Origin of the sequence: Escherichia coli DSM 30083 = JCM 1649 = ATCC 11775 (assembly GCF_003697165.2) — a bacterium.
In the GTDB taxonomy this organism is placed as follows: Bacteria; Pseudomonadota; Gammaproteobacteria; order Enterobacterales; family Enterobacteriaceae; genus Escherichia; species Escherichia coli.
Map to the genome: position 1 here is coordinate 3,193,783 of NZ_CP033092.2, position 19,430 is coordinate 3,213,212.

The window sequence follows — 19,430 nt, forward strand, 5'->3', positions numbered from 1 at the left end:
CTATAAATATCAGAATTTTTATGAATGACTCATTCAATTTTTGAATATAGAAAGATGGATATGGCATGTAAAGGCAGGAGCCAGCGCTACACCCGAGGTGGCATACAGTCTGTGGCGTTTTTCTGACATAATAGGCAAATTCGATTTTGCCTCCGCAGGAGTGTTTTCATGGAATTTACCACCGGATTGATGTCGCTCGACACCGCGCTTAATGAGATGCTTTCTCGCGTTACCCCACTGACCGCCCAGGAAACGCTGCCACTGGTTCAGTGTTTTGGTCGTATTCTGGCGAGTGATGTCGTTTCGCCACTGGATGTCCCGGGGTTTGATAACTCCGCTATGGACGGCTACGCGGTGCGTTTAGCCGATATTGCCTCCGGGCAACCGCTGCCCGTTGCCGGTAAATCCTTTGCCGGTCAGCCGTACCATGGTGAATGGCCTGCGGGTACCTGCATTCGTATTATGACCGGTGCGCCGGTGCCGGAAGGCTGCGAAGCGGTGGTGATGCAGGAGCAGACTGAACAAACGGACAATGGCGTGCGTTTTACTGCTGAAGCGCGTAGCGGGCAAAATATTCGCCGTCGCGGTGAAGATATCTCTGCAGGTGCGGTTGTTTTCCCGGCGGGGACTCGCCTGACTACCGCTGAACTGCCAGTGATTGCTTCGCTAGGGATTGCCGAAGTTCCGGTGATTCGTAAAGTGCGTGTAGCGCTTTTTTCTACCGGTGATGAACTCCAGTTGCCCGGTCAGCCGTTGGGCGACGGCCAAATCTACGATACCAACCGTCTCGCCGTACACCTGATGTTAGAACAGTTGGGATGCGAGGTAATCAACTTAGGGATTATCCGCGACGATCCCCATGCCCTGCGCGCCGCATTTATTGAAGCCGACAGCCAGGCGGATGTAGTGATCAGTTCCGGCGGTGTTTCAGTGGGTGAAGCGGATTACACCAAAACGATTCTTGAAGAGCTGGGGGAGATCGCCTTCTGGAAACTGGCGATTAAACCGGGTAAACCGTTCGCGTTCGGTAAACTTTCTAATAGTTGGTTCTGCGGCCTGCCGGGCAACCCGGTTTCAGCGACGCTGACCTTCTATCAACTGGTACAGCCTTTGCTGGCAAAACTAAGCGGCAATACCGCCAGTGGCCTGCCCGCGCGCCAGCGTGTACGCACAGCGTCCCGCCTGAAAAAAACGCCAGGACGCCTTGATTTCCAGCGCGGCGTGCTGCAACGCAACGCCGATGGCGAACTGGAAGTGACGACCACCGGACATCAGGGTTCACATATATTTAGCTCCTTTAGCCTCGGCAACTGCTTTATCGTGCTGGAACGCGAGCGCGGCAATGTTGACGTGGGCGAATGGGTGGAAGTCGAACCGTTTAACGCGTTGTTCGGAGGCCTGTAATGGCAGAACTCAGCGATCAGGAGATGCTGCGCTACAACCGGCAAATCATCCTGCGTGGTTTTGATTTTGACGGTCAGGAAGCGCTGAAGGATTCTCGCGTGTTGGTGGTGGGGCTTGGTGGCCTCGGCTGTGCGGCATCGCAATATCTGGCAAGCGCCGGTGTCGGCAACCTGACGCTGCTCGACTTCGACACGGTTTCGCTCTCCAATCTGCAACGCCAGACGCTGCACAGTGATGCCACGGTCGGGCAACCAAAGGTGGAATCCGCCCGTGACGCCCTGACGCGGATCAACCCACATATCGCGATTACGCCAGTCAATGCGCTGCTTGATGACGCTGAACTTGCTGCGATGATTGCAAAACACGATCTGGTGCTCGACTGTACGGATAACGTTGCGGTACGTAATCAACTGAACGCAGGCTGTTTTGCCGCGAAGGTGCCGCTGGTTTCCGGCGCGGCAATTCGTATGGAAGGGCAAATCACGGTCTTCACTTATCAGGACGGCGAACCGTGCTATCACTGCCTTAGCCGTTTGTTTGGCGAGAACGCGTTAACCTGCGTAGAAGCAGGCGTGATGGCACCGTTAATCGGCGTAATTGGTTCATTGCAGGCAATGGAAGCGATTAAACTGCTGGCCGGTTATGGCAAACCTGCCAGCGGAAAAATCGTGATGTACGATGCGATGACCTGTCAGTTTCGCGAAATGAAACTGATGCGTAATCCGGGGTGTGAGGTGTGCGGGCAGTAACTGCCACCTCCAGGCCAGATAAGACGCGGCACTCCGCCACGTCATCAGCAATTTATGAGAATGCAGAACGTCCGGTTAAATCGACGTTCTGCCAAACGCTCCTTGCCAGTCCTGCTCAAACTTCGCCACAGCGGCATCAACTGCCGGATAGCTAATCATCTGTTGTGCCACATCCAGCGGCAGAGTAATTGATTCACCCCCTGCCAGTAAGCAGTCCAGCGCCTGACGCGGGGTTTTGAAACTCGCGGCTAACACTTTCGCCTGCGGCGTATGCATTTTCAATAACTGGTGTAAGTCGGTCACAGTCTGAATACCGCTACCGCCCTGAGCATCAATACGATTAACGTAAGGCGCAACATATTCCGCACCTGCCAGCGCCGACAGTAGCCCTTGTGCTGCGCCATATACCGCGGTTCCCAGCGTCGGAATCCCTTCCGCTTTTAACATCTTAATAGCTGCCAGCCCCTCAGCGGTCACCGGAACTTTCACCACGATATCCGCAATAATAGAACGCAATTTACGTGCGTCATTCACCATCCCTTCAGCAGTGGTAGCCATTACCTGGGCAAACAGACGCCCCTGACCGCCCATCGCCTCGTGAAGTTGCGGAAGCACAACCTCCAGCGGTTTTTTACCCGCTGCGATAATGCTTGGGTTAGTGGTTACACCCGCCAGCGGAAAAATACGTGACAGCGCCTTCACCGCAACAACGTCTGAAGTATCCAGATACAGTTCCATAACCATCCTCAAAATGTACTTTTTGTCTGAATGTAGACTATCACGGGAAAACTCTCTGAACAGTTGACGCACATCAATCTAACTTTCATTCGAAAGTATTTTAATATTTGAACGAAACAGAGAGGCAACTATGATTTTCAATATTCAACGCTACTCGACCCATGATGGCCCCGGTATCCGCACGGTCGTATTTCTTAAAGGCTGTTCGCTGGGTTGCCGCTGGTGTCAGAACCCGGAAAGCCGCGCCCGCACGCAGGATCTGCTGTATGACCCACGACTCTGTCTGGAAGGCTGTGAGCTGTGCGCTAAGACCGCACCGGAAGTGATTGAGCGCGCGTTGAATGGTTTGCTTATTCATCGGGAAAAGTTAACCCCGGAGCATTTTACGGCGCTAACCGACTGCTGCCCAACACAGGCGTTAACCGTGTGTGGTGAAGTGAAAAGCGTTGAGGAGATCATGGCAACCGTTTTGCGCGATAAACCGTTTTACGATCGCAGCGGCGGCGGCTTAACACTTTCTGGCGGAGAACCGTTTATGCAGCCGGAAATGGCGATGGGGCTACTGCAAGCCAGCCACGAAGCCGGTATTCATACTGCGGTAGAAACCTGTCTGCATGTGCCGTGGAAATATATCGCCCCTTCTCTGTCCTATATCGATCTGTTTCTTGCCGATTTAAAACACGTTGCCGACGCGCCGTTTAAACAGTGGACCGACGGTAACGCCGCCAGGGTGCTGGATAACCTGAAAAAACTCGCCGCAGCCGGCAAAAAAATCATTATCCGCGTGCCACTGATTCAGGGCTTTAATGCCGACGAAACTTCTGTGAAAGCCATTACCGATTTTGCCGCCGACGAGCTGCACGTTAGCGAAATTCATTTTCTGCCCTACCACACACTGGGCATCAACAAATATCACTTACTTAATCTGCCCTATGACGCCCCGGAAAAACCGCTTGATGCGCCAGAACTGCTCGACTTTGCCCAGCAGTATGCCTGCCAGAAAGGGTTAACCGCGACCTTACGAGGATAACAATCATGACAACACTAAAACTGGATACGCTCAGCGACCGCATTAAAGCGCACAAAAATGCGCTGGTGCATATTGTGAAACCGCCGGTCTGTACCGAACGAGCACAACACTATACCGAGATGTATCAACAACATCTCGATAAGCCAATCCCGGTACGTCGCGCGCTGGCACTGGCGCATCACCTGGCGAATCGCACCATCTGGATCAAGCACGATGAGTTGATCATTGGCAACCAGGCAAGCGAAGTTCGCGCCGCGCCGATCTTCCCGGAATATACCGTCTCCTGGATCGAAAAAGAGATTGATGATCTGGCAGATCGTCCGGGTGCTGGTTTTGCGGTGAGCGAGGAGAACAAACGTGTTCTGCATGAAGTGTGCCCGTGGTGGCGCGGTCAGACCGTACAGGATCGCTGCTACGGCATGTTTACCGATGAGCAAAAAGGTCTGCTGGCGACCGGCATCATTAAAGCGGAGGGCAATATGACCTCCGGCGATGCGCACCTGGCGGTGAATTTCCCGCTACTGCTGGAAAAAGGGCTTGATGGTCTGCGTGAGAAAGTGGCGGAACGTCGCTCGCGCATCAATCTGACGGTACTGGAAGATTTACATGGCGAGCAATTCCTGAAAGCGATTGATATCGTGCTGGTGGCAGTCAGTGAACACATTGAACGTTTCGCTGCCCTGGCGCGTGAAATGGCCGCGACCGAAACCCGCGAAAGCCGTCGCGATGAACTGCTGACGATAGCAGAAAACTGCGATCTTATCGCCCACCAGCCGCCGCAGACTTTCTGGCAGGCGCTGCAACTGTGTTACTTCATCCAGTTGATTTTGCAGATCGAATCTAACGGTCACTCGGTATCGTTTGGTCGTATGGACCAGTATCTCTACCCATACTATCGCCGCGACGTTGAACTGAACCAGACACTGGATCGCGAACACGCCATCGAGATGCTGCATAGCTGCTGGTTGAAATTGCTGGAAGTGAACAAAATCCGCTCCGGCTCACACTCAAAAGCCTCTGCGGGAAGTCCACTGTATCAGAACGTCACCATTGGCGGGCAAAATCTGGTTGATGGTCAACCGATGGACGCGGTAAATCCACTCTCTTATGCGATCCTCGAATCTTGCGGTCGCCTGCGTTCCACTCAGCCTAACCTCAGCGTGCGCTACCACGCGGGAATGAGCAACGATTTCCTCGATGCCTGTGTTCAGGTGATCCGCTGTGGTTTCGGGATGCCGGCGTTCAACAACGACGAAATCGTCATCCCGGAATTTATTAAACTCGGTATTGAACCGCAGGACGCTTACGACTATGCAGCGATTGGTTGTATCGAAACCGCCGTCGGTGGCAAATGGGGCTATCGCTGTACCGGCATGAGCTTTATCAACTTCGCCCGCGTGATGCTGGCGGCGCTGGAAGGCGGTCGTGATGCCACCAGCGGCAAAGTGTTCCTGCCACAAGAAAAAGCGTTGTCAGCGGGTAACTTCAACAACTTCGATGAAGTAATGGACGCATGGGATACGCAAATCCGTTACTACACGCGTAAATCAATCGAAATCGAATATGTCGTCGATACCATGCTGGAAGAGAACGTACACGATATTCTCTGCTCGGCGCTGGTCGATGACTGTATTGAGCGAGCGAAAAGTATCAAGCAAGGCGGCGCGAAATATGACTGGGTTTCTGGCCTGCAGGTCGGCATTGCTAACCTCGGCAACAGCCTGGCGGCAGTGAAGAAACTGGTATTTGAACAGGGCGCGATTGGTCAGCAACAGCTGGCTGCCGCACTGGCGGATGACTTCGACGGCCTGACTCACGAGCAGCTGCGTCAGCGGCTGATTAACGGTGCGCCGAAGTACGGCAACGACGATGATACTGTCGATACGCTGCTGGCTCGCGCTTATCAGACCTATATCGACGAACTGAAGCAGTACCATAACCCGCGCTACGGTCGTGGTCCGATTGGCGGCAACTATTATGCGGGCACATCGTCTATCTCCGCTAACGTACCGTTTGGCGCGCAGACTATGGCAACGCCGGACGGACGTAAAGCACATACCCCGCTGGCAGAAGGCGCTAGTCCGGCCTCCGGTACTGACCATCTCGGCCCTACTGCGGTCATTGGCTCGGTGGGTAAACTGCCTACGGCAGCAATTCTCGGCGGCGTGCTGCTCAACCAGAAACTGAATCCGGCAACGCTGGAGAATGAATCTGACAAGCAGAAACTGATGATCCTGCTGCGTACCTTCTTTGAAGTGCATAAAGGCTGGCATATTCAGTACAACATTGTTTCCCGCGAAACATTGCTGGAGGCGAAGAAACATCCGGATCAATACCGCGATCTGGTGGTACGCGTAGCGGGTTATTCCGCCTTCTTCACCGCGCTCTCTCCAGACGCACAGGACGATATCATCGCCCGTACCGAACACATGCTGTAATCCCCTCAGCCCGGCGTCGTCGTCGCCGGGCCAAATCATTCACATCATCAATTTCAGCCTCGCTTTCATTCGAAATATAATTTGTGCTCTGCGTCACATTGTTATTACACTGTTACGGTTTCATTTTCGAGCCAGGAGCACACCTATGAGCGTAAAAGTTATCGTCACAGACATGGACGGTACTTTTCTTAACGACGCCAAAACGTACAACCAACCACGTTTTATGGCGCAATATCAGGAACTGAAAAAGCGCGGCATTGAGTTCGTTGTCGCCAGCGGTAATCAGTATTACCAGCTTATTTCGTTCTTTCCTGAGCTAAAGGATGAGATCTCTTTTGTCGCGGAAAACGGCGCACTGGTTTACGAACATGGCAAGCAGTTGTTCCACGGCGAACTGACCCGACATGAATCGCGGATTGTTATTGGCGAGTTGCTAAAAGATAAGCAACTCAATTTTGTCGCCTGCGGTCTGCAAAGTGCATATGTCAGCGAAAATGCCCCCGAAGCATTCGTCGCACTGATGGCAAAACACTACCATCGCCTGAAACCTGTAAAAGATTATCAGGAGATTGACGACGTACTGTTCAAGTTTTCGCTCAACCTGCCGGATGAACAAATCCCGTTAGTGATCGACAAACTGCACATAGCGCTGGATGGCATTATGAAACCCGTCACCAGTGGTTTTGGCTTTATCGACTTGATTATTCCCGGTCTACATAAAGCAAACGGTATTTCGCGGTTACTGAAACGCTGGGATCTGTCACCGCAAAATGTGGTAGCGATTGGCGACAGCGGTAACGATGCGGAGATGCTGAAAATGGCGCGTTATTCCTTTGCGATGAGCAATGCTGCGGAAAACATTAAACAAATCGCCCGTTACGCTACCGATGATAATAATCATGAAGGCGCGCTGAATGTGATTCAGGCGGTGCTGGAAAATAAACCGCCGTTTAATCTTTGATTATCGCCAATTCAGTTTATTGAGAAAGTGCATGTCATTATGCCGGATACGGCGTGACCGCCTTATTTGGCATACAAAATCATGAAAATTCAATATATTGCGATACACTGCCAGGTCTGATAAGCGTAGCGCACCAGGCAATCTTGCGTTTGTCATCAGTTTCAGTAGCCCTGACCATATCAGGGCTACTGATAATAACTTACTCGATCCCTTTACTACGCAGGTAATCTTCGTAATTACCGCTAAAGTCGATCACGCGTTCCGGGGTGATTTCCAGAATACGGGTCGCCAGGGAGCTTACGAACTCACGGTCGTGTGAAACAAAGATCAGCGTGCCCTGATACAGTTCCAGCGCCATGTTCAGCGACTCAATAGATTCCATATCCAGGTGGTTGGTCGGTTCGTCCATGATCAGAATGTTCGGCTTCTGCATCATTAACTTACCAAACAGCATCCGCCCTTTCTCCCCACCGGAAAGCACTTTCGCTGGCTTTTTGATGTCGTCCTGGCTGAACAGTAAACGACCGAGAATGCTGCGTACCGCCTGCTCGTCATCGCCTTCCTGCTTCCACTGGCTCATCCATTCGAACACGGTCAGATCATTTTCGAACTCATATTCATGGTCCTGGGCGTAGTAACCAATGCGCGCGTTCTCAGACCATTTTACGGTGCCGCTGTCCGGTTGCAGATCGCCCACCAGCGTTTTCAGCAGCGTTGATTTACCGACGCCGTTGGTACCCAGTACAGCCAGTTTTTCACCCACTTCCAGCAGCAGGTTGAGATTTTTAAACAGTGGACCGTTATCAAACCCTTTAGTCAGACCTTCCACTTCCAGCGCGTTACGGAACAGTTTCTTATCCTGTTCAAAACGGATGAACGGGTTCTGACGGCTGGAGGCTTTCACCTCTTCCAGTTTGATTTTATCAATCTGGCGCGCGCGCGAAGTTGCCTGGCGAGATTTCGAGGCGTTGGCGCTAAAGCGGCTAACGAAAGATTGCAACTCAGCAATCTGCGCTTTCTTCTTGGCGTTATCAGCCAGCAGACGTTCACGCGCCTGAGTCGCCGCCGTCATGTACTCATCGTAGTTGCCCGGATAAACGCGCAGCTCGCCGTAATCCAGATCCGCCATGTGGGTACAAACCATGTTAAGGAAGTGACGGTCGTGCGAGATGATGATCATGGTGCTGTCACGCTCGTTCAGCACCTGTTCCAGCCAGCGAATGGTGTCGATGTCGAGGTTGTTGGTCGGTTCGTCGAGCAGGAGAATGTCCGGATCAGCAAACAGCGCCTGCGCCAGCAGCACACGCAGCTTCCAGCCAGGAGCAACTTCACTCATCGGGCCGTAGTGCTGTTCCACTGGAATTCCCACGCCAAGCAACAGTTCACCAGCGCGAGCTTCCGCAGAGTAACCGTCCATTTCGCCGTATTTCACTTCCAGATCGGCCACTTTATAGCCGTCTTCTTCACTCATTTCCGGCAAAGCATAGATGCGGTCACGCTCCTGCTTCACTTCCCACAACTCTTTATGCCCCATGATCACCGTATCCAGCACAGTGAACTCTTCAAAGGCAAACTGATCCTGACGCAGCTTACCAATGCGCTCGTTGGGATCGAGGGAAACGTTACCCAACGTCGGCTCTAAGTCGCCGCCGAGGATCTTCATAAAGGTGGATTTACCACTACCGTTCGCGCCAATCAGGCCGTAACGGTTGCCGCCGCCAAATTTGACGGAAATGTTTTCAAACAACGGCTTACTGCCGAACTGCATGGTGACGTTACTGGAAACTAACACAGGCGTATCCTGAAAAGAGATATGACAAACCGCGCATTATGCCATAAGTCTGAAAGAAGATCCTGCTCCTCGCTTAAGGTCTACACTCAAGCCAAAGGCAAAAAATGTGATTTCGTACACATCTGATTTCACTGTGAGCTGGAATGAACTTATAATGCACTTCCAATACTCTAATATTCTCAACCCAATGGCCTGCCAGGCACAAAATCTCGCTTAACATGAATATGAAATTGAAAACATTATTCGCAGCGGCCTTCGCTGTTGTCGGCTTTTGCAGTACCGCCTCTGCGGTAACTTATCCTCTGCCAACCGACGGGAGTCGCCTGGTTGGTCAGAATCAGGTGATCACCATTCCTGAAGGTAACACTCAGCCGCTGGAGTATTTTGCCGCCGAGTACCAGATGGGACTTTCCAATATGATGGAAGCGAACCCGGGTGTGGATACCTTCCTGCCGAAAGGCGGTACTGTACTGAATATTCCGCAGCAGCTGATCCTGCCGGATACCGTTCATGAAGGCATCGTCATTAACAGTGCAGAGATGCGTCTGTATTACTATCCGAAAGGGACCAACACCGTTATCGTGCTGCCGATCGGCATTGGTCAGTTAGGCAAAGACACGCCTATCAACTGGACCACCAAAGTTGAGCGTAAAAAAGCAGGCCCGACCTGGACGCCGACCGCTAAAATGCACGCAGAGTACCGCGCTGCGGGCGAACCGCTTCCGGCGGTCGTTCCGGCTGGTCCGGATAACCCGATGGGGCTGTATGCACTCTACATCGGTCGCCTGTACGCTATCCATGGCACCAACGCCAACTTCGGTATCGGCCTGCGTGTAAGTCATGGTTGTGTGCGTCTGCGTAACGAAGACATCAAATTCCTGTTCGAGAAAGTACCGGTCGGTACCCGCGTACAGTTTATTGATGAGCCGGTAAAAGCGACCACCGAGCCAGACGGCAGCCGTTATATTGAAGTCCATAACCCGCTGTCTACCACTGAAGCCCAGTTTGAAGGTCAGGAAATTGTGCCAATTACCCTGACGAAGAGCGTGCAGACAGTGACCGGTCAGCCAGATGTTGACCAGGTTGTTCTGGATGAAGCGATCAAAAATCGTTCCGGGATGCCGGTTCGTCTGAATTAATCTTCAAAACGTAAAGCAAAGGCGGACTCATAATCCGCCTTTTTAATTTGACAGACCTTATCCCGCCGGGATCATAACCAACAAAACATATCCCACCAGCGCCGCCCACAACAGCATCGGTATCGAATAAAGATGAAAACGCCACCAGATACGGCGATCGTTCGCCATCCGTAACGCAATCAAATTTGCCAGCGATCCGGGTAATAAACCAAAGCCCCCCACGTTTACCGCCCATGCCAGTAATAAAGACGGTGGCACATAATTGAGCAGCAAAATGGTACTCGGCACGTTACTGATCACCTGCGATAAACCGATCGCCGTTAACCATAATCCGGGTTCGGATAAATGACTCACGTTACTTAACACCCCCTGCAAAACTGGCAGTTGGGTTAGTAAATGGACGTCGATAAACATCGCCATAAACACCAGCAGCAGCGTCCAGTCCACACTGAGCACCACACGACGCGCCAGCAGCGCAAAGCCCGCCGCCACAATCACCAGTCCCCACAGCTCTTGTTTTAACTCCAGCGCCGTCAGAAAGACGATATACAGCCCCAGACAACTCCACACCAGCCGCGGTTTCCACTCCGGCGTTTGCACCCCCGTATGGTATTGCAGCGCCTTTCCAGGGAAACAACACCAGCACAACAGCAGGAGTGTCAGCATCATTGCGCCAGCCAGCGGTGCCATTTGGGCAATAAATCCGGCAAACGAAAGACCAGAACGTCCCCAGATAAGAATATTTTGCGGGTTGCCAATTGGCGTCAGTAGCGAACCAGCGTTGACTGCCAGCGCCTCAAAAATAATCAGCCGATTAACCGGAATCTCACACAGTCTTTTTAGCGTGATAGTCAGCGGAACAACTATAAACAGTGCGACATCGTTGGTCAGAAAGGTAGAAAGCAGCGCTGCCGCCAGTACCATAAACATCGCCAGCCGACGCTCCGTAGCAAAACGGCGCACCATTTTGCGCCCCAGCACATCAAAATAACCGCTTAACTCGACACCTTTGGTCAGCAGCATCAGGCCGCTTAAGGTGATGATGGTGTGCCAGTCGATAGCAGCAGGCCAGGATTTCGGTGCAAAGGGAACGAAAAAACTTAATCCGATGCCAACAAGAATTAATAACTGAAAAAAACGATCGCCTTGCAGCGTGCGTAAAAAAGGCAGGCTCATTTGGCACCGTGTTTCTGGGTAAACAAACGAAAGGCATCCAGCGTCTCTTCACTAACATGGTGCTCCATACCTTCCGCGTCGCGACGGGCGATTTCCGGACTGACGCCCAACACCAACAAGAAATTTTCGACTATCTGATGTCGCTCGCGGCTTTCCTGCGCCAGCTTCTCTCCTTCTGCCGTTAAAAACACGCCACGCCAGGGGATCATTTCAATCAGCCCCATGGTTGCCAGTCGCTTAAGCATTTTAGCCACCGTCGGTTGCGAAACCCCCAGACGAGCAGCCATGTCCACCTGACGAGCTTCCCCCACTTCCCTGATCAAGTCAGAAATCAGCTCAACGTAATCATCAATCAGCTCGCGCCGATGCGCCTCTCTGACCTGGCGGAACCCTTCAACGTGCTCTTCCACGTTCACTAACTGCGTCACTTTTTTTGCTGTTGGCGTACCTGCGCGACGACTCATTGTGCTTCCTCATTATGGTGACGCATACATAGCGTTCTCATTTCGTGCGCACATTGTAAACCAGAGTTGCGAAGGTACAAAAAATTAACGTTTTAGCAATAGCTATATAATATAGCCTGTGCTATATCTGTATGTAATGCAATCATCCCTCAAGGATCGATGGGATTAGCAAGTCAGGAGGTCTTATGAATGAGTTCAAGAGGTGTATGCGCGTGTTTAGTCATTCTCCCTTTAAAGTACGGTTAATGCTGCTCTCTATGTTGTGCGATATGGTCAACAACAAACCGCAGCAGGATAAACCTTCCGATAAATAGCGGCGTCGCGGTACGCCGCTTCACTCCTGCTTTTATGCAGGCACAACGCGTTTTGGTCTGAAAAACCCCACTTTTTGTCGGATTTGCAATCCCCTTCGCAAAAGATTTGTTCGTCGGTAGTTGACCTGAACAGCAGCTCGCTCTATCTTCTTGCAGCCCTGCGTATATTGCGGCTCGCGGATGCGGACCCCTTTCCCCTCTTCACGCACTCTTGCAGGTATTGACCCTTGACGCCAGGGTAAGCACATGGCGTTTGTTACGATAGTGGCATATGAATTTAACCCTCAAAGAATCGCTTGTTACCCGTAGCCGGGTATTTAGCCCGTGGACTGCGTTCTACTTTTTACAGTCGCTATTAATTAACCTCGGCTTAGGTTACCCCTTCAGTTTGCTCTACACCGCTGCGTTTACGGCTATTTTGCTTTTGCTATGGCGAACATTGCCTCGCGTACAAAAAGTTCTGGTCGGTATCAGTTCACTGGTGGCGGCTTGTTATTTCCCTTTTGCTCAGGCCTACGGCGCGCCTAACTTCAATACATTGCTGGCATTGCACTCCACCAATATGGAAGAGTCGACCGAAATCCTGACGATTTTTCCGTGGTACAGCTACCTGGTCGGCATATTTATTTTTGCGCTCGGCGTAATAGCAATCAGGCGAAAAAAAGAGAGTGAAAAAGCGCGCTGGAATACCTTCGACAGCCTGTGCCTGGTATTCAGTGTGGCGACATTTTTTGTTGCTCCCGTGCAAAACCTGGCCTGGGGCGGCGTATTTAAACTGAAAGATACTGGCTATCCGGTATTTCGTTTTGCTAAGGATGTCATCGTCAATAATAACGAGGTGATTGAAGAGCAAGAACGGATGGCAAAACTTTCCGGAATGAAAGATACCTGGACGGTCACTGCCGTTAAGCCGAAGTATCAGACCTATGTGGTGGTGATCGGAGAAAGCGCGCGTCGCGATGCCCTCGGTGCCTTTGGCGGTCACTGGGACAATACCCCGTTTGCCAGCAGCGTTAACGGTTTGATATTTGCTGACTACATTGCCGCCAGTGGCTCCACGCAGAAATCGCTTGGCTTAACGCTCAATCGCGTTGTCGATGGCAAACCACAGTTTCAGGATAACTTTGTCACCCTGGCAAATCGCGCGGGCTTCCAGACCTGGTGGTTTTCCAACCAGGGCCAAATCGGCGAATACGATACCGCCATCGCCAGCATCGCCAAACGAGCAGATGAAGTGTACTTCCTGAAAGAAGGTAATTTTGAAGCAGATAAAAACACGAAAGACGAAGCGTTACTGGATATGACCGCTCAAGTGCTGGCGCAAGAGCACTCGCAACCGCAGCTGATTGTTCTACATCTGATGGGCTCGCATCCGCAGGCCTGCGACCGGACACAAGGAAAATACGAAACCTTTGTGCAATCGAAAGAAACGTCGTGCTATCTCTATACCATGACGCAAACAGACAATTTACTGCGCAAGCTGTACGATCAGTTACGCAACAGCGGCAGCAGCTTCTCGCTGGTTTACTTTTCCGACCACGGTCTGGCCTTTAAAGAGCGCGGCAAAGACGTGCAATACCTTGCCCATGATGATAAGTATCAGCAAAATTTCCAGGTGCCTTTTATGGTCATTTCCAGCGACGATAAAGCGCATCGGGTGATTAAAGCCCGCCGCTCGGCCAATGACTTCTTAGGCTTTTTCTCGCAGTGGACGGGAATTAAAGCGAAGGAAATAAATATCAAATACCCGTTTATATCTGAGAAGAAAGCCGGGCCGATATACATCACCAACTTCCAGTTACAGAAGGTGGATTACAACCATCTCGGAACCGATATTTTCGACCCGAAACCTTAAAACAAAAAAATCCGCCCCGAGAGGCGGATTTTTTATATCACCGAAGTGATTAGAAGCGGTAACCAACACCGGCAATCCAGGTGCCTACGTCAACGCTACGAATACGGCTCTGCTCGTAAGAGAAGTCCAGAGCAACGTTTTCCATCGGGTTGAACTGCAGACCAGCACCGTAGGAGAAACCGTAGTCGCTGGTGTCGTGTTTGTAGGTCGGGTATTCAGTGGTCTGGAATTTACCATAACCCACACCCACTACACCGTAGATGCTTGCCCAGTCGTTAATGCGGTAAGCCGGACCAGCAGTGATGCCGTAGTACTGGTTTTTGTTGTAGTCACCAGAGCTTGCAGTACGGCTTTTCTCGGTGTAAGTGAAAGAACCGATCACACCCAGCGGGCTGTTGTCTTCTTCATAGCGGTATTTCAGGTTGAAACCGCCCATTTTGTTCATTTGGCCCTGAGCGTCGCTCTGTGCGTAACCGCCAGTTACAGTAGAAGTCGCAGCTACGGAAGTACCTGCGGTGAAAGCCAGAACTGCGGCCAGTGCTGAAAGACATGCAATTTTTTTCATAACCACCTCAAATGTGATTCAAATAAGTCCTAAGTTTTAAATATATCAAAAATTAATGGGAAACTCTTCGCGATTTATGATGTCTAACGGACCATTTCATGTAACAGAACGTTTCCATACACCGCTATCCATCTAAATTTAAATCACTTTTTCAGAGAACTGCGTAAGTATTACGCATGTTTTCCCTGTCATTCATCCAGATTATTCCTAATCACCAGACTAATGATTCCATCAATCCTGGCGCATTTTAGTCAAAACGGGGGAAAATTTTTTCAACAAATGCTCAACCAGCATTGGGTATATCCAGTACACTCCACGCTTTACTTAGGTTTAGATATTTGTGGGAGAAAGGATGCCTGGTTCATTACGTAAAATGCCGGTCTGGTTACCAATAGTCATATTGCTCGTTGCCATGGCGTCTATTCAGGGTGGAGCCTCGTTAGCTAAGTCACTTTTTCCTCTGGTGGGCGCACCGGGGGTCACTGCGCTGCGTCTGGCATTAGGCACGCTGATCCTCATCGCGTTCTTTAAGCCATGGCGACTGCGCTTTGCCAAAGAGCAACGATTACCGCTGTTGTTTTACGGCGTTTCGCTGGGTGGAATGAATTATCTTTTTTATCTTTCTATTCAGACGGTACCGCTGGGTATAGCGGTGGCGCTGGAGTTCACCGGACCACTGGCGGTGGCACTGTTCTCTTCTCGTCGCCCGGTAGATTTCGTCTGGGTTGTGCTGGCGGTTCTTGGTCTATGGTTCCTGCTACCGCTGGGGCAAGACGTTTCCCATGTCGATTTAACCGGCTGTGCACTGGCACTGGGGGCCGGGGCTTGTTGGGCTATTTACATTTTAAGTGGGCAACGCGCTGGAGCGGAACATGGTCCTGCGACGGTGGCAATTGGTTCGTTGATTGCAGCGTTAATTTTCGTGCCAATTGGAGCGCTTCAGGCTGGTGAAGCACTCTGGCACTGGTCGGTTATTCCATTGGGTCTGGCTGTCGCTATTCTCTCGACCGCTCTGCCTTATTCGCTGGAAATGATTGCCCTCACCCGTTTGCCAACACGCACATTTGGTACGCTAATGAGCATGGAACCGGCGCTGGCTGCCGTTTCCGGGATGATTTTCCTCGGAGAAACACTGACACCCATACAGCTGCTGGCGCTCGGCGCTATCATCGCCGCTTCAATGGGTTCTACGCTGACAGTACGCAAAGAGAGCAAAATAAAAGAATTAGACATAAATTAAATTTACATTTCTGCATGGTTATGCATAACCATGCAGATTTTCTCGCTACTTTTCCTCTACACCGTCTTTATATATCGAATTATGCAAAAGCATATTTATTCCGAAAATTCCTAGCGAGCAAATAAATAAGAATTGTTCTTATCAATATATCTAACTTATTGAATTTTTATTGGTTTTGTTTTTCACGCTTGTTACCACTATTAGTGTGATAGGAACAGCCAGAATAGCGGAACACATAGCTGGTGCTATACTTAGTCTCGTTAATTACTGGGACATAACATCAAGAGGATATGAAATTATGAGTACCGCTAAATTAGTTAAATCAAAAGCGACCAATCTGCTTTATACCCGCAACGATGTCTCTGACAGCGAGAAAAAAGCAACAGTAGAGTTGCTGAATCGCCAGGTTATCCAGTTTATTGATCTTTCTTTGATTACGAAACAAGCGCACTGGAACATGCGCGGCGCTAACTTCATTGCCGTACATGAAATGCTGGATGGCTTCCGCACTGCACTGATCGATCATCTGGATACCATGGCAGAACGTGCAGTGCAGCTGGGCGGTGTAGCTCTGGGGACCACTCAAGTTATCAACAGCAAAACTCCGCTGAAAAGTTACCCGCTGGACATCCACAACGTTCAGGATCACCTGAAAGAGCTGGCTGACCGTTACGCAATCGTCGCTAATGACGTACGCAAAGCGATTGGCGAAGCGAAAGATGACGACACCGCAGATATCCTGACCGCCGCGTCTCGCGACCTGGATAAATTCCTGTGGTTTATCGAGTCTAACATCGAATAAATCCATCGCTGATGGTGCAGAACTTTAGTACACGATAAAAGCGGCTTCCTGACAGGAGGCCGTTTTGTTTTGTAGCCCGCCTCAACGCACTTATTTAGTGCATCCATCTGCTATCCCCAGCTGGTTAAGTAAATTTTTTGTATCCACATCATCACACAATCGTTACATAAAGATTGTTTTTTCATCAGGTTTTACGCTAAATAATCACTGTGTTGAGTGCACAATTTTAGCGCACCAGTTTGGTGCCCCAGAATGGTGCATCTTCAGGATATTGCCCTATAAATCGTGCATCACGTTCTTGCCGCATCTCGAAAAATCAATGAGTTGCAAAACTGGCACGATTTTTTCATATATGTGAATGTCACGCAGGGGATCGTCCCGTGGATAGAAAAAAGGAAATGCTATGAAGTCTGTATTAAAAGTTTCACTGGCTGCACTGACCCTGGCTTTTGCGGTTTCTTCTCATGCCGCGGATAAAAAATTAGTTGTCGCGACGGATACTGCCTTCGTTCCGTTTGAATTTAAACAGGGCGATAAATACGTGGGCTTTGACGTTGATCTGTGGGCTGCCATCGCTAAAGAACTGAAGCTGGATTACGAACTGAAGCCGATGGATTTCAGTGGGATCATTCCAGCACTGCAAACCAAAAACGTCGATCTGGCGCTGGCGGGCATTACCATCACCGACGAGCGTAAAAAAGCGATCGATTTCTCTGACGGCTACTACAAAAGCGGCCTGTTAGTGATGGTGAAAGCTAACAATAACGATGTGAAAAGCGTGAAAGATCTCGACGGGAAAGTGGTTGCTGTGAAGAGCGGCACTGGCTCCGTTGATTACGCGAAAGCAAACATCAAAACTAAAGATCTGCGTCAGTTCCCGAATATCGATAACGCCTATATGGAACTGGGCACCAACCGCGCAGACGCCGTTCTGCACGATACGCCAAACATTCTGTACTTCATCAAAACCGCCGGTAACGGTCAGTTCAAAGCGGTAGGTGACTCTCTGGAAGCACAGCAATACGGTATTGCGTTCCCGAAAGGTAGCGACGAGCTGCGTGACAAAGTCAACGGCGCGTTGAAAACCCTGCGCGAGAACGGAACTTACAACGAAATCTACAAAAAATGGTTCGGTACTGAACCGAAATAATAACGCGGCGCCTGTAAAGCGCACTGGCAGTTCCCTCTCCCCGCCGGGGAGAGGATTAGGGTGAAGGGCGCAAACCCGCTCCGGGGCCATTAATTACCCTGAATTTGATTATTTACACCACGGTAACAGGAACAACATATGCAGTTTGACTGGAGTGCCATCTGGCCTGCCATTCCGCTTCTGATTGAAGGTGCCAAAATGACCCTGTGGATTTCGGTCCTCGGTCTGGCTGGTGGTCTGGTGATCGGATTGTTGGCAGGTTTTGCACGCACCTTCGGTGGTTGGATAGCCAACCACGTCGCGCTGGTCTTTATTGAAGTGATCCGCGGCACACCTATCGTCGTCCAGGTGATGTTTATCTATTTCGCCCTGCCGATGGCGTTTAACGATTTACGCATCGACCCGTTTACTGCGGCGGTGGTCACCATCATGATCAACTCCGGCGCGTACATTGCGGAAATCACGCGTGGTGCGGTGCTATCTATTCACAAAGGTTTTCGTGAAGCAGGACTGGCGCTCGGTCTTTCACGTTGGGAAACCATTCGCTACGTCATTTTACCGCTGGCACTGCGTCGTATGCTGCCGCCGCTGGGTAACCAGTGGATCATCAGCATTAAAGACACTTCGCTGTTTATTGTTATCGGCGTGGCGGAACTGACCCGTCAGGGGCAAGAAATTATTGCCGGTAACTTCCGCGCCCTTGAGATCTGGAGCGCCGTGGCGGTGTTCTATCTGATTATTACCCTGGTGCTGAGCTTTATTCTGCGTCGTCTGGAAAGAAGGATGAAAATCCTGTGATTGAATTTAAAAACGTCTCCAAGCATTTTGGTCCAACCCAGGTGCTGCACAATATCGATTTGAACATTGCTCAGGGCGAAGTCGTGGTGATTATCGGGCCGTCCGGTTCCGGTAAATCGACCCTGCTGCGCTGCATCAACAAACTGGAAGAAATCACCTCCGGCGATCTGATTGTCGATGGCCTGAAGGTTAACGATCCGAAAGTTGATGAGCGCCTGATTCGCCAGGAAGCGGGTATGGTGTTCCAGCAGTTTTACCTCTTCCCGCATCTGACGGCGCTGGAAAACGTCATGTTTGGCCCGCTACGCGTGCGTGGCGCGAATAAAGAAGAGGCGGAAAAACTGGCGCGTGAGCTCCTGGCGAAAGTCGGTCTGGCAGAACGTGCACATCACTACCCTTCCGAACTTTCTGGTGGTCAACAGCAGCGTGTGGCGATTGCCCGCGCGCTGGCGGTGAAGCCGAAAATGATGCTGTTTGATGAACCGACTTCCGCTCTTGACCCGGAACTGCGCCATGAAGTGCTGAAGGTTATGCAGGATCTGGCTGAAGAAGGGATGACGATGGTGATCGTGACACACGAAATCGGTTTTGCCGAGAAAGTAGCTTCGCGCCTGATCTTTATCGACAAAGGCCGGATTGCGGAAGATGGCGATCCGCAGGTGTTGATCAAGAACCCACCGAGCCAGCGCTTGCAGGAATTTTTGCAGCACGTCTCTTAACTTCTCAGCCTCCCTTTCCCCCGAAAGGGAGGCACACCAGATTCCTCTCATTTAAAATCGCCCAGCCTCCAGCATCTATACTTATCTTTTTGCTCT

At 50.9% G+C, this 19,430-nt stretch carries 19 protein-coding genes; 13 read left to right on the forward strand and 6 right to left on the reverse strand.

Translation table 11 applies throughout. The features are described 5' to 3' along the window. The first annotated feature begins 168 nt into the window (after positions 1–168). Together moeA and moeB are read left to right on the forward strand one after the other, a co-directional pair. Entirely contained in the window at positions 169–1,404 is a 1,236-nt protein-coding gene (moeA, locus tag EAS44_RS16755) for a molybdopterin molybdotransferase MoeA (protein ID WP_000397352.1), read from the forward strand. Beyond that, the gene (moeB, locus tag EAS44_RS16760) at positions 1,404–2,153 is read left to right on the forward strand and encodes a molybdopterin-synthase adenylyltransferase MoeB (protein ID WP_000829253.1); all 750 of its coding nucleotides are present in this window, start codon (positions 1,404–1,406) and stop codon (positions 2,151–2,153) included. The genes moeA and moeB overlap by 1 nt, the downstream gene beginning before the upstream one ends. A gap of 75 nt (positions 2,154–2,228) precedes the next feature. On the opposite strand, the gene fsa is transcribed toward moeB, so the two are convergent. Beyond that, on the reverse strand, positions 2,229–2,891 hold the full coding sequence (gene fsa, locus EAS44_RS16765; RefSeq protein WP_001350598.1) for a fructose-6-phosphate aldolase: 663 nt from the start codon (positions 2,889–2,891) through the stop codon (positions 2,229–2,231). Positions 2,892–3,021: 130 nt separating this feature from the next. Here fsa and ybiY point away from each other — a divergent pair, with 130 nt between their 5' ends. From ybiY to ybiV, 3 genes are all read left to right on the forward strand, one after another. Next, positions 3,022–3,921: a glycyl-radical enzyme activating protein gene (ybiY, locus tag EAS44_RS16770; protein ID WP_000576971.1), complete on the forward strand. Its 900-nt coding sequence runs from the start codon at positions 3,022–3,024 to the stop codon at positions 3,919–3,921. A 5-nt stretch (positions 3,922–3,926) separates the two neighbouring features. Next, positions 3,927–6,359: a glycyl radical protein gene (gene ybiW, locus EAS44_RS16775; RefSeq protein WP_000209353.1), complete on the forward strand. Its 2,433-nt coding sequence runs from the start codon at positions 3,927–3,929 to the stop codon at positions 6,357–6,359. 145 nt (positions 6,360–6,504) lie between these two features. Continuing rightward, positions 6,505–7,320: a sugar-phosphatase YbiV gene (gene ybiV, locus EAS44_RS16780; protein WP_000114251.1), complete on the forward strand. Its 816-nt coding sequence runs from the start codon at positions 6,505–6,507 to the stop codon at positions 7,318–7,320. A gap of 199 nt (positions 7,321–7,519) precedes the next feature. Here the strand turns inward: ybiV and ybiT are convergent, their stop codons facing one another. Continuing rightward, on the reverse strand, positions 7,520–9,112 hold the full coding sequence (ybiT, locus tag EAS44_RS16785; RefSeq protein ID WP_000961458.1) for an ABC-F family ATPase: 1,593 nt from the start codon (positions 9,110–9,112) through the stop codon (positions 7,520–7,522). Between the two features lie 218 nt (positions 9,113–9,330). On the opposite strand from ybiT, the gene ldtB reads away from it, so the two are divergent. After that, on the forward strand, positions 9,331–10,251 hold the full coding sequence (ldtB, locus tag EAS44_RS16790; RefSeq protein ID WP_001056384.1) for a L,D-transpeptidase: 921 nt from the start codon (positions 9,331–9,333) through the stop codon (positions 10,249–10,251). Between the two features lie 57 nt (positions 10,252–10,308). Here ldtB and ybiR read toward each other — a convergent pair whose 3' ends face one another. Continuing rightward, positions 10,309–11,427, reverse strand: a complete 1,119-nt coding sequence (gene ybiR / locus EAS44_RS16795; RefSeq protein WP_000056450.1) for an anion transporter — start codon at positions 11,425–11,427, stop codon at positions 10,309–10,311. After that, the gene (gene mntR, locus EAS44_RS16800; RefSeq protein WP_000091016.1) at positions 11,424–11,891 is read right to left on the reverse strand and encodes a manganese-binding transcriptional regulator MntR; all 468 of its coding nucleotides are present in this window, start codon (positions 11,889–11,891) and stop codon (positions 11,424–11,426) included. The genes ybiR and mntR overlap by 4 nt, the downstream gene beginning before the upstream one ends. A 185-nt stretch (positions 11,892–12,076) precedes the next feature. On the opposite strand from mntR, the gene mntS reads away from it, so the two are divergent. Together mntS and opgE are read left to right on the forward strand one after the other, a co-directional pair. Beyond that, positions 12,077–12,205 carry a manganase accumulation protein MntS gene (gene mntS / locus EAS44_RS16805; protein WP_001001761.1) on the forward strand — a complete coding sequence of 43 codons (129 nt, stop codon included), beginning with the start codon at positions 12,077–12,079 and terminating at the stop codon, positions 12,203–12,205. 271 nt (positions 12,206–12,476) lie between these two features. Further along, on the forward strand, positions 12,477–14,060 hold the full coding sequence (gene opgE / locus EAS44_RS16810) for a phosphoethanolamine transferase (RefSeq protein ID WP_001054656.1): 1,584 nt from the start codon (positions 12,477–12,479) through the stop codon (positions 14,058–14,060). A 49-nt stretch (positions 14,061–14,109) separates the two neighbouring features. Here opgE and ompX read toward each other — a convergent pair whose 3' ends face one another. Together ompX and EAS44_RS16820 are read right to left on the reverse strand one after the other, a co-directional pair. Then, a complete protein-coding gene (gene ompX / locus EAS44_RS16815) occupies positions 14,110–14,625 on the reverse strand; it encodes an outer membrane protein OmpX (protein ID WP_001295296.1) in 516 nt (171 codons plus the stop codon). Positions 14,626–14,677: 52 nt separating this feature from the next. Beyond that, positions 14,678–14,743, reverse strand: a complete 66-nt coding sequence (locus tag EAS44_RS16820; RefSeq protein WP_122083111.1) for a hypothetical protein — start codon at positions 14,741–14,743, stop codon at positions 14,678–14,680. Between the two features lie 234 nt (positions 14,744–14,977). Between EAS44_RS16820 and rhtA the strand changes: the two genes are divergently transcribed. The 5 genes from rhtA to glnQ all read left to right on the forward strand — a co-directional run bounded on the left by rhtA (position 14,978) and on the right by glnQ (position 19,334). Continuing rightward, a complete protein-coding gene (rhtA, locus tag EAS44_RS16825; protein ID WP_001295297.1) occupies positions 14,978–15,865 on the forward strand; it encodes a threonine/homoserine exporter RhtA in 888 nt (295 codons plus the stop codon). A 298-nt stretch (positions 15,866–16,163) separates the two neighbouring features. Further along, the gene (gene dps, locus EAS44_RS16830) at positions 16,164–16,667 is read left to right on the forward strand and encodes a DNA starvation/stationary phase protection protein Dps (RefSeq protein ID WP_000100800.1); all 504 of its coding nucleotides are present in this window, start codon (positions 16,164–16,166) and stop codon (positions 16,665–16,667) included. A gap of 403 nt (positions 16,668–17,070) precedes the next feature. Then, positions 17,071–17,817 (forward strand): glutamine ABC transporter substrate-binding protein GlnH, encoded by a 747-nt coding sequence (glnH, locus tag EAS44_RS16835; protein WP_000843866.1) that lies wholly within the window; start codon positions 17,071–17,073, stop codon positions 17,815–17,817. A gap of 138 nt (positions 17,818–17,955) precedes the next feature. Beyond that, positions 17,956–18,615 (forward strand): glutamine ABC transporter permease GlnP, encoded by a 660-nt coding sequence (gene glnP, locus EAS44_RS16840; protein ID WP_001159065.1) that lies wholly within the window; start codon positions 17,956–17,958, stop codon positions 18,613–18,615. Continuing rightward, on the forward strand, positions 18,612–19,334 hold the full coding sequence (gene glnQ, locus EAS44_RS16845) for a glutamine ABC transporter ATP-binding protein GlnQ (protein WP_000569080.1): 723 nt from the start codon (positions 18,612–18,614) through the stop codon (positions 19,332–19,334). Before glnP ends, glnQ begins: the two co-directional genes overlap by 4 nt. Positions 19,335–19,430 lie beyond the last annotated feature (96 nt).